At 47.4% G+C, this 10,928-nt stretch carries 12 protein-coding genes; 10 read left to right on the forward strand and 2 right to left on the reverse strand.

Features of this window, described 5'->3' with window-relative positions; genetic code table 11:
* Nucleotides 1-189: 189 nt before the first annotated feature.
* Nucleotides 190-1,272, reverse strand: a complete 1,083-nt coding sequence (corA, locus tag OGH69_RS18060) for a magnesium/cobalt transporter CorA (protein WP_265175901.1) — start codon at nucleotides 1,270-1,272, stop codon at nucleotides 190-192.
* A 70-nt stretch (nucleotides 1,273-1,342) separates the two neighbouring features.
* On the opposite strand from corA, the gene hutI reads away from it, so the two are divergent.
* Entirely contained in the window at nucleotides 1,343-2,578 is a 1,236-nt protein-coding gene (gene hutI, locus OGH69_RS18065; protein WP_265175902.1) for an imidazolonepropionase, read from the forward strand.
* 207 nt (nucleotides 2,579-2,785) lie between these two features.
* Here hutI and OGH69_RS18070 read toward each other — a convergent pair whose 3' ends face one another.
* Nucleotides 2,786-3,670, reverse strand: a complete 885-nt coding sequence (locus tag OGH69_RS18070; RefSeq protein WP_265175903.1) for a hypothetical protein — start codon at nucleotides 3,668-3,670, stop codon at nucleotides 2,786-2,788.
* Between the two features lie 102 nt (nucleotides 3,671-3,772).
* On the opposite strand from OGH69_RS18070, the gene OGH69_RS18075 reads away from it, so the two are divergent.
* The 9 genes from OGH69_RS18075 to OGH69_RS18115 all read left to right on the forward strand — a co-directional run bounded on the left by OGH69_RS18075 (nucleotide 3,773) and on the right by OGH69_RS18115 (nucleotide 10,824).
* Entirely contained in the window at nucleotides 3,773-4,807 is a 1,035-nt protein-coding gene (locus OGH69_RS18075; protein WP_265175904.1) for a formimidoylglutamase, read from the forward strand.
* Nucleotides 4,808-4,962: 155 nt separating this feature from the next.
* A complete protein-coding gene (locus tag OGH69_RS18080; RefSeq protein WP_265175905.1) occupies nucleotides 4,963-6,036 on the forward strand; it encodes a T9SS type A sorting domain-containing protein in 1,074 nt (357 codons plus the stop codon).
* Nucleotides 6,037-6,161: 125 nt separating this feature from the next.
* Nucleotides 6,162-7,424 carry a DEAD/DEAH box helicase gene (locus OGH69_RS18085; RefSeq protein WP_265175906.1) on the forward strand — a complete coding sequence of 421 codons (1,263 nt, stop codon included), beginning with the start codon at nucleotides 6,162-6,164 and terminating at the stop codon, nucleotides 7,422-7,424.
* Nucleotides 7,425-7,547: 123 nt separating this feature from the next.
* Nucleotides 7,548-8,075, forward strand: a complete 528-nt coding sequence (locus OGH69_RS18090; protein ID WP_265175907.1) for a hypothetical protein — start codon at nucleotides 7,548-7,550, stop codon at nucleotides 8,073-8,075.
* Between the two features lie 3 nt (nucleotides 8,076-8,078).
* Nucleotides 8,079-8,354 carry a hypothetical protein gene (locus tag OGH69_RS18095; protein ID WP_265175908.1) on the forward strand — a complete coding sequence of 92 codons (276 nt, stop codon included), beginning with the start codon at nucleotides 8,079-8,081 and terminating at the stop codon, nucleotides 8,352-8,354.
* 2 nt (nucleotides 8,355-8,356) lie between these two features.
* Entirely contained in the window at nucleotides 8,357-9,025 is a 669-nt protein-coding gene (locus OGH69_RS18100) for an ABC transporter ATP-binding protein (protein ID WP_265175909.1), read from the forward strand.
* A gap of 2 nt (nucleotides 9,026-9,027) precedes the next feature.
* Nucleotides 9,028-9,861: an endonuclease/exonuclease/phosphatase family protein gene (locus OGH69_RS18105; protein ID WP_265175910.1), complete on the forward strand. Its 834-nt coding sequence runs from the start codon at nucleotides 9,028-9,030 to the stop codon at nucleotides 9,859-9,861.
* A gap of 162 nt (nucleotides 9,862-10,023) precedes the next feature.
* Nucleotides 10,024-10,620 (forward strand): hypothetical protein, encoded by a 597-nt coding sequence (locus OGH69_RS18110; protein WP_265175911.1) that lies wholly within the window; start codon nucleotides 10,024-10,026, stop codon nucleotides 10,618-10,620.
* A gap of 3 nt (nucleotides 10,621-10,623) precedes the next feature.
* Nucleotides 10,624-10,824, forward strand: a complete 201-nt coding sequence (locus OGH69_RS18115) for a hypothetical protein (protein ID WP_265175912.1) — start codon at nucleotides 10,624-10,626, stop codon at nucleotides 10,822-10,824.
* Nucleotides 10,825-10,928: the final 104 nt, after the last annotated feature.

A 10,928-nucleotide genomic window follows, 5' to 3' on the forward strand; every position in this document is an offset into this window, starting at 1 on the left:
AAGAATTTTTGCTGTGGTGAAACGTGAAACACCTTATGTAGATCTGATGAAATATGCTGCTTAAGAGCTAGTAAAAAATATGAAATTAAACTTGTTTAAGTCATAGAATACGCAAAGCAAACTAGTAAAGACTTTGTGTCCCTTTGCGTCTTCTTTGTGTGACTTTGCGGCATAACCATTACTTCCTAATTAAAACCACTTCTTCCGCCTGAAATAGATCACCATCACTATGGTTATCGCCACCATTATCCCCCACACCCAATAATAGCCATGCTCGCTTTTCAGTTCGGGAATGTTCTCGAAGTTCATGCCGTAGACACCAACGATGAAGGTGAGCGGCATAAAGATGACCGAGAATATAGTCAGCGTTTTCATGATCTGGTTCATGCGCTGGCTTTGCAGGGAAAAGTGGAAATTGGAAGCGCTGTCCAGCGAAGTCATGTCATACTCCACCTGGTCGAGCAGTTCAAGGCACTTTTGGTGCAGGCGTGCAAAATAGGTGTGCGTGTGTTTCCCAATGGTTTCTATCTCATCTTCATCCTTAGCGCTTTTCAGCTTGTATAAGGCATCGCGAAGCGGCGTGATGGCCCGTTTGATGTAATTGAGGTTATCGCGCATTTTTTCGATACCCGAAATGAAATCGGCCTTATAGCTTACCTTGCCTCCAACACTTAATGCCTCTACTTTATCCTCATAATTTTCGATGGTAATGAAAAAATTCTCCATGATGGCATCGAGCATCAGGTACAAGAGGTAATCGTTCTTTTTTTTGCGTACAATGCCCGTGCCGGTACGGATGCGCTCCCTGATATGTGCAAAATAATCACTTCTTTTTTCCTGGAACGACACGATCACCATATCTTTCAGCAGGAAGCTCACCTGCTCGGTCTTTACCGTGTTTTCTTCTTCCTCAGGCAATACCGACTTTATGCTGAAAAACAGCACATCGCCCAGTTCTTCAATGCGTGTTCGGCGGGAAGTATTAAGTATGTCGCCCACAATAAGGCTGTCCACATGGAAAAGGTCGCCTATCTGCTTGATAAGCTTTGTATCATGGAGGCCGTGCACGTTCAGCCATTTGATGTCATTGATCTGGCGTTCGTCCTTACACTCCTGCACTACCCTTTCAAGCGACACGTTTCGGTATTCCTCATACCCCTCTTGATTGAAGACGAACAGCTGCATCTCTACCGGGTCGGACTTGTATTCACCGGTGTATTCAAAGTAATCGGGCTGTACTTTACGCACATGCCGGTATTTTATTCGATCCACAATTGATTTCTTTTACCATAAATATAGGAGTTTTTTAAAATCCATTCTATTTTTACCAAAAGTTTAATGCATGGCACTACTAATTACGAATATCAAAGAACTACTTCAGGTTCGGGACAGCGGCATCACCAAAGTTTCGGGAAGCGAAATGGCCGAATTGCCATCACTACAAAACGCGTGGCTCTTACTGGAGGACAACCTCATTGAAGATTTCGGGACGATGGACAGCTGCCCGGAAATATACGGTGCGCAAATCGTTGATGCCACCGGAAAAACCGTTTTGCCTGCATGGTGCGACAGCCATACCCATATAGTATATGCCGGCAACCGCGAGCAGGAGTTTGTAGACCGCATCAACGGGCTGAGCTATGAGGAGATCGCCAACCGTGGCGGCGGGATATTGAACTCTGCCAAAAAGCTGAACGAAACCGATGAGGAGGAAATCTACAACCAGTCGCGCCAAAGGCTGGAAGAGGTGATGCGGCAGGGGACCGGGGCCGTAGAGATCAAATCGGGTTATGGGCTTACCGTGGAAGGAGAACTCAAAATGCTGCGGGTAGTAAAACGCCTTAAAGAAAATTACCCCGTTGCCATAAAAGCAACGTTTTTAGGCGCGCATGCCTTCCCAAAGGAATACAAGGAAAATCACAGTGGCTACATCGACCTCATAATCAATGAAATGCTGCCAAAGATTGCCGAGGAAAACCTTGCCGATTATATTGATGCCTTTTTGGAAACCGGGTATTTCTCGGTCGAAGAAACGGAGCGCATCATGGAAGCAGGTAAAAAATATGGCCTTCCCGCCAAGATACACGTAAACCAGTTTACCGCAATCGGTGGCATTGCGGCCTGCGTAAAGCAAAAGGCGCTGAGTGTTGACCATCTTGAAATAGTGACGGATGAAGATATTGAAGCGCTGAAAGGCAGCGATACCATGCCCGTTGCGCTTCCCACCTGCTCGTTCTTTATCAGCATACCCTATACGCCTGCACGGAAGATGCTCGAAGCAGGACTGCCATTGGCACTGGCAACCGACTTCAACCCCGGGACCACGCCATCGGGCAACATGAACCTCGTGGTGGCGACGGCCTGCATCAAGATGAAGATGACACCGGAGGAAGCCATCAATGCCGCGACCATTAACGGGGCCTATGCCATGGGGCTTAGCGAAACGCACGGCAGCATCACCAGGGGCAAGCGCGCCAACCTCATCATCACCAAGCCGCTTACCTCCTACTACCAGTTACCGTATGCTTTTGGGAGTAACCTGATCGATAGTGTGGTTATTGAAGGGACTGTAGTGTAGTATTCAGCCTGAAGTTCCATACCAGGATACATCTTCATGTCATTGCGGGCGGAAGAATGGAGCGTGGCAATCTTTCAGCATGACACATTGTACATGGAAAGATTGCTTTAGTTTACCCCGTGTTGGCGGGGTCGTACCTCCTCGGAATAATATTCAAACAAAAAAAGGGAACCGCAAGGTTCCCTTTTCTCATTTATGAAGTATGTCTTATTTCAGCGTAAATGTAGTGTTGGCTACCAGCTGCCCTTTGTCAAAGATGTTTACATGGTAAAGGCCTTTTGCAAAATCGCTGCCCGATACCAGTTCGTTAACCGTGATGGTTTTGTTTTCGAAAACCGCATTGGTAATAAAGCTGTAGGTAAGGTTGTACTCACCGAAAGTCTCAGTAGCCTTCTCACCTATCACATTATTTTTAGGGTCGATGATCTGCACGTAGTACATCCTGTTACCGGCAGGTGCAACCTCATTGGCAGCGATGGTAAACGTAATGCGTACTTTATCTACCCTGCTGGCCTTGTCGGTCTGAATCAGCTTACCGGAGCTCCTTTCCTTATAAGGCTGTGTATGTACGTTGATGATCTGGAGTTTTTGGGCTTTTTCAACCGTCTTGCTCAGGTTATCATTCTGGTTAACCAGTGTATCATTATACTTTTTAGACTCATCAAGCGCAGTCATGGTACTGTCGCGCTGTGTCGTAAGTTTAGAGTTCTCTTCTTTAAGCTTATTATTCTGAGCCATCAACTCATCATAATCCCTTTTTAACCTTCTGTAATCATTCTTGAATTTGTTCAAAGAAGCCACATCACCCTTCGATTTTTCTACCTGTGCCAAAAGGTCAACCACTTTGGCCCTTTCTGCTTCAAGCTCGCCCTTAAGCCCGGTATTTTCGGCAATGGCCGCATCATAGCTGGCAATCTTTTCCTTTAGTTCAGCCTCGAGTTCGGATTTTGTATTGATTTCCTTCTCCAGCGCTGTTTGTACCTCGTCCTTATCGGTACTCATTTTATACATAAATGTCAGGCTACCTACCAGCAAAATGGCTAAAACTACAATAATTGCTTTTAAACTTGAATTGCTTTTTTGATTCTCCATCTTTATAATATTTTTCCCAAATTTATATATATTTTAATTTACCGTCTCCTTTTTAACTCAAAATTAAGTGAAAATACTATTTTTGGAGGCAAGAAAAAACGTATGGAAAATATTATCCTCTTTACAGTCAGCGACCTGACCAAATATACTTCGCAGCGCAGTGGTGAAGTTAAATTCGGTGAGAGAATTCATACAGTACCTTCGGGTGCTGACATTTGGGAACATATCAGGGCCGATGAGGCCGAGTTTGTGCTGTTTGGCATCCCCGAAGACATAGGCGTCCGGGCCAACCACGGCAGGCCGGGAACCGCATCGGCATGGGAGTCGGCTGTCAGGAGCATTGTCAACCTCCAGCACAACAAATACCTGAAAGGGAATAAGATACTCATATTGGGCAAGGTTGATGTGGACCAGGCCATGCAGGAAGCCGCAGGCCTTGATGCCTCGGCCAAGGAAGACCGGAAAAGGCTGTCTGAGCTTGTGGAAAGCATCGACAAGATCGTTTCGCACATCGTGTGCAAAATAATCCTTGCAGGAAAAATCCCGATAATCATAGGCGGCGGCCATAACAATGCCTACGGCAATATCAAGGGGGCCGCACTGGCAAAGGGCAAACCGGTAAATGCCATCAACTTTGATGCGCATACCGACTTCAGGATGCTCGAGGGGAGGCACAGCGGCAATGGGTTTACCTATGCGTTTGAAGAAGGCTTCCTGAAGAATTACTTCATCTTCGGGATGCATGAGAATTATACCCCAAAAACCGTATTGGAAACCATAAAGGCCAATAGCGACAGGGTCAAGTTCAACACTTACGAACAGATTGCCATACGTGAGGAAAAAAGCTTTACCACCGAGATCTTGCACGCGCTTAACTTCATCGGGGATACCCCTTTTGGCGTGGAGATAGACCTCGACTCCCTGCCTGATGTAGCGAGCAGTGCCATGACACCCACCGGCTTCAGCGTCGAAAAAGCGCGGAAGTTCGTCCACTTTATGGGGGAGCAGGAAAACGCGGCCTACCTGCACCTTTGCGAGGGCGCTCCTGACCTGGGCAGTGACAAGAACAGCCACCTTACCGGCAAGCTTATTGCCTATCTGGTGTCCGATTTTATGAAAGCAAAGAGCGAGCAGTAATCAGGAATATTGTGATTTTTGCGGCTATAAGGACCTGTAAAACCTGTACTTCTGTGCCGCTCCTGATCGAATTCTAATTAATCCCCGTCATTTACTCAATAGCCTTTCCCTATCCGGAAGGGCTTTTTACATTTGCACCAGCAATAACGAACACTATGAAGAATTTTTTACTCCTTACGGCAATGACAGTAACATTTGCCATCAATGCACAATGCCCTACAGGCGAACTTAACTTTACCACGCAGGCACAGGTGGATAACTTTATCATCCAGTACCCAAACTGCACTGAGGTTGACGGCGACATCGGGATCTCCGGCAACAACATCACCAACCTTGAAGGCCTTTCCAACCTTGTTTCCATCAGTGGGGCATTGGAAATACGCAATACAGGCAACCTTGCCAGCCTTAACGGCCTGGAAAACCTCGTAAGCGTGGGTACCGACCTGATCATCCGCAGCAATGCAAGCCTGACCGATATTGAAGGGCTGTCATCGCTTACTACCGTAGGCGGCGAGTTTACCGTGCGCAGCTGTGCCGCGCTCCTCAGCCTGCATGGGATAGAAAACCTTGAATCTGTTGGGCTTGCCCTGATCATACGCGACTGCGGCCTGCTTACCAACCTCGATGCCCTGAGCGGTGTGACCTTTGTGGGTGAGACACTCGAGATTGTGGGCAATGCACTGCTGGTAAGCGTTTCCGGGCTTAGCAATGTGGCGACCATTGTAGGCGGCGAAGAAGGTGCCGTCGTAATCGAGGAAAACGAGATACTGGCCACGCTGGAAGGCTTTGGCAATGCAGATACCACAATTACAGGCGGGCTTTTCATCGGGCTGAACAACCTGCTGGCATTCTGTTCCGTACCGTCGATATGCAACTACCTGGACAATCCGCCGGCAGGCGCGTCGGTCGACATTGGCCTGAACATAACCGGCTGTAACTCGGTAGCCGAAGTGCAGGCAGCGTGTGGCGTGATGTCTGCGGAGTATTTCGATGCGGGCCGCATTGCCTTCCGTGTGCTGCAAAACCCTGTACAGGAAACCCTGGCAATACACAATGCCATAGCCGGCGAAGGCACCATTGAAGTATACGACGCCATGAGCAAGAAGGTACTTTCAGGGAAAATGAAGAACGGGCTGAACTACTATACGCTCAATGCGGGTCCGGGCATTTACTTTGTAAAAATGGAGTGCGATGGCAAAACCGATTTTGCAAAGATAGTGAAGCAATAAAACTTCAGGCAGGTCAATTAGCAGGGATTTCGCCCTGCTTTTCCGATTATAAGCCATAGTCAAATATAAATCGTATCTTTGGCGCTCCTTAGCGCACATAACTACAAGCGCTTGTACTACTTACAATGAAATTCGAAGATCTTAATTTACTTAAAAATATACAGCAGGCCCTTATTGACGAAGGGTACGAAGCACCAACCCCTATACAGCAGCAGGCCATTCCCATCATTCTTGAAGGCACCGACCTTGTAGGCTGTGCCCAGACGGGAACCGGGAAAACAGCGGCTTTTGCCATACCCATCCTTAACTCGCTGCACCGCATTGTGGGTTCGGCAAAAAAGGTGAAGCACATCCGCACACTGGTAATTACGCCAACGCGCGAACTGGCTTTGCAGATAGGCGAAAGCTTTGACACCTACGGAAAGTATACCAACATCCGCCAGCTGACCATATTCGGAGGCGTGAACCAAACCTCGCAAACCGACCAGCTGAAAAAAGGCGTTGACGTGCTGATCGCTACACCCGGAAGGCTGCTCGACCTGCACAAGCAGGGTTTCATCAACCTGGACCACCTGCATACGCTGGTGCTTGACGAAGCCGACCAGATGCTCGACATGGGCTTTATCCACGATGTAAAGAAAATTATCAAGCTTACGCCCGACAACAGGCAGACACTGCTGTTCTCGGCCACCATGCCGATAGCCATACGCGAACTGGCCGATACCTTCCTGACCGACCCGAAATATGTGTCGGTAACACCGGTTTCCTCTACAGCGGAAAGGGTAAAGCAACAAATTTACTTTGTAGACAAAGGTGACAAGCGCAAGCTGTTGTACCACCTGATACGCAACGAAAACCTTTCGAACGTATTGGTATTCACCCGTACCAAGCACGGCGCCGACAACGTGGTAAAAGCCCTGAAGAAGAATGGTGTGCACGCCGAAGCCATCCATGGCGACAAATCGCAGAATGCCAGGGTACGCGTACTGGAAGGCTTTAAGAATAAAGAAGTATCTGTACTGGTAGCGACCGACATCGCGGCGCGCGGCATCGACATCGAGAGCCTGCCGTATGTGATCAACTTCGACCTGCCGAACATCCCTGAAACCTACGTGCACCGCATAGGCCGTACAGGCCGTGCAGGCAACGAAGGATTGGCCATATCGTTCTGCGCCAAAGACGAGCAGCCTTACCTGAAGGATATTGAAAAACTCATCCGCCTGAAGATAAAAGTGATCGAGGGGCACCCTTACCCTTACGGATCGGGGGAAGAAGCTTCGGATAAACCGGCAGAGGAAAAGAAACCCGACTTCCGCCACAAGAAGAAGACCAACACGCCTTCCCGCAAATCGGAAGCCTCAAAAAAGAATAAAAAACGCTGGTACTAACCGGCGTTTTTTGGTTTTTGTATGTAGCAGGTACAGGTAACAAACCGTGGTTAATAATTCACATTTTGCATTCACAAAATAAATCCTAATTTTACCGTTCTATAGTAAAAGCCTGAAAAAGCAATGAAAAAGCTCACCCTACTGTTTTGCCTTTTAACTTTCGGCATCGGCCATGCCCAACTCAACCCGGATCCCGTGAAAGCCACCACCCAGGCCGAATGGGATGCCCTTGACAAGGAATTCATCAAGTTGGTGGAAGCCCTCCAAAAGGAAGATAAAGCCGCATTCCTGGCGCTAAGCTGTAAGGAAGTGGACTGTGTGGACTGTGTGGGTGCTGTAGAAGCCTCTAAAGGTGCTGTATTTGTACCGGCTGAATTTTTCTTTGTGGTGATCTCCCAAAAATTTACCGAATCGCCCGTATATAAAGCCATGGCTGCCAAAGGCTATTCCTTCAGCTCGGTGATCGTGGAAAATTTCAGGCCAAAGGTAGTCCCCAAAGACTACCCGAAAGACCTGAAGATCTATGAAGTTTGGGTAGAGACCTACAAGCCGGGCGAGTTGTCCAAAAACCACCAGGGTACCAGCCACAGCTTCCGTTTCATCAAAATCAACGGGAAGTACAGGTTTTACGGAATGACATCCATACCATAGCCCATGCGTGCTTTCCGGCAGTACTACCTTACCCTCTTACTGTTCAACGGGTGCTTTACGGCGGCATCGGGGGTGTTCGGCAATTTCATGCTGCTCCCGCCCATCTTCTGTACGGCAGGATTCGCGTTCAGCCTCTTTGCCTTCAATACTTTTTTCAGCAGGCAGTATTACTTTTACAACAACATCGGCTTTACCCGCCAAAAGCTGGCCGTCATGGCATTTGCCGTCAATCTCGTCCCGGCAGCCATCATTTTTGCCATTAGCCTGATCTTTATATAAAAATGAATACACTCTCCGTAAGCGCCCTCAGTAAGTCCTTTGGCAGGAAAACCCTTCTTGACAACGTAGATTTTCAGTGCAGTACCGGAGAGATACTTGGCATCTTCGGGCGCAACGGCTGTGGAAAGTCGACAATGCTGAAGCTGCTTTTCGGCACCCTGAAAGCCGATTCGGCGGCGTTGTCCATTAACGGCCGGCCGATAACACCGGGCGAAGTCATTCCGCAAGGGCATATCGGCTACCTCCCGCAGGACCCGTTCCTGCCCAAAAACCTGAAGGTGCGCGACATCATACCGCTTTACTACAGTGGCGACGGTCAGGACAGGATTTTTTATTCCCCGCGCATTGAAAAAATGGCCAGCACCCGCGCCGGCAACCTCTCGATGGGCGAACTGCGCTATTTTGAGCTGCTGCTCGTGGGTCACCTCCCCCACCCGTTCCTGATGCTCGACGAGCCTTTCTCGATGGTCGAGCCACTGTACAAAGACCTGATAAAAGAACTTTTGATACAACTGAAAACAAAAAAAGGCATAATCATTACCGATCATTACTATAATGACGTATTTTCGGTAACTGACCGGAACCTGATGCTGAAAGACGGACAGCTCTTTGCCGTAAATGGCAAAAAAGACCTTGCCGCGCATGGGTACCTGCCTTCTGAAACCGAATAACCATGAAACACTACTTCCTCCTCCTTATGCTTGCAACCCTGGCAACAACTGCCCAAACCTCCTACAAGGTAATGACCTACAACATCCGCCTGGATATTGCCAGCGATGGCGACAACCGCTGGGACAACCGCAAAGCGCTTTTGGCTACGCAGGTAAAATTCCACGACCCCGACTTTTTGGGCGTGCAGGAGGCATTGCCGCAGCAGATGCAATACCTCGACAGTACGCTGGCCGATTATAAGCCTATTGGTGTGGGCCGCGATGACGGGAAGGATAAAGGCGAATACTCCGCCATTTTTTATAAGGACAAAAAGTTTAAGATGCTGCAGCAGTCGACTTTCTGGCTTTCAGAAACATCCGGCGTGCCGTCCAAAGGCTGGGATGCCGCCTACAACAGGGTGTGCACCTACGGGCTTTTTGAGAACCGCGATACCAAACAAAAGATATTTGTGTTCAACACGCATTTCGACCATGTGGGCACTGTGGCGCGGGTGGAAAGTGTAAAACTCATCCTTCAAAAGATTAAGGAGCTCAACAAGGACAACCTGCCGTTTGTAGTGATGGGTGACTTTAACCTCGAACCGGAAACGGATGCCGTAAGCGAAATGAAGAAGGAACTGCTCGACACCCACGATGCCGCAAAGCTCACCTTTGGCCCAACGGGGACTTTCAATGCCTTTGAATTCCACAAGCCGGTAACGAAGCGCATCGATTATATCTTTATCCCGAAAACGGGCCTGGAGACTAAAAAATATGCCATCCTCAGCGATTCCAAAGACTGCCGCTACCCCAGCGACCATTTGCCGGTGTTTGTGGAGCTGGTTGTGAAGAGGTAAAATTATTTTTGCCACGAATTATACGAATTATACGAATTTCCACAATTGATGTTGAAAAGCCTGACTTTGATCGGCACAATCATTTTTTTAGTTGTGATAGATCTCAAATTATTATACTATAATTCCGAATAAAGAGTTTTACTTTATAGCAATTTGTTGATTATGAGATTTTCATTAGTTATCATTGTGCTTATTCTTATAAGTTGCAACAAGCAAAAAGAAGCGGATGCCGTTCCCGAAAAGCCGAAAGTGTTTACTGTCGCACCAGACATTTTACAAGCTTTCCCTGATGGGCAAAGAAGTTTCGCCAGTAGTGCCGATTATTATTCCGACAAGAATTTTATCATTGATGAAACAGGACGGATATTCTTTTACGGACGTAGGAAATACCCCCGATTAGTATGCGGTGAAGATGTAGCAGACGGATCTGTGCCCATACCCGAATTCATTAACCTCCATCCCTCCGAAATTATTGAAATCCCACAAAATTCAATTGAGGATTTTATAAAACTTAATACTACTAAAAAGGAGTTTGAGTGGAATTTTCCTGTCATAGCATCAGCACGAGATACCTTTTCGTCAGTACCTTTAGAAAAATTGCTAACCCAAACCTATAAGCATAAAAAAGCGGGGCATATTATCAGGCGCATGACGGAAGAGGAAAAATTGGTGATGCGTTATAAAAAGAGTGGTGAACGTTATGATCCTGACAGGATAGAGTGGGACACTACGAAAACTGTATTTCCGGCAGAAGATTAGATCATGAGAAAGCTAGTTATATTGATTTTAATTATGGCAATCGGCTGCCGGAATAAGGAGGATATGCTGGTAGCGAGGGATTACCAGAAGTTTTATGAGCAAAACCAAAAGCATGAAATTATTGGTAATGATACGATACCGCCACCGCCCTTGCCGGGGTCATTCTACTATTCGGGGATTAATTTTATAATTGTCTCGTCCTGAAAAAAGTTGACTAATAAATGTCAATATTATGAAAAAGCAGGATTCTAAGGGGACAGGTTTATCCCCGAGTATTAGGTACAGTGAAGCCTTTAAACGAGCTGTTG

Origin of the sequence: Flavobacterium sp. MFBS3-15 (genome assembly GCF_026107645.2) — a bacterium.
In the GTDB taxonomy this organism is placed as follows: domain Bacteria; phylum Bacteroidota; class Bacteroidia; order Flavobacteriales; family Flavobacteriaceae; genus Flavobacterium.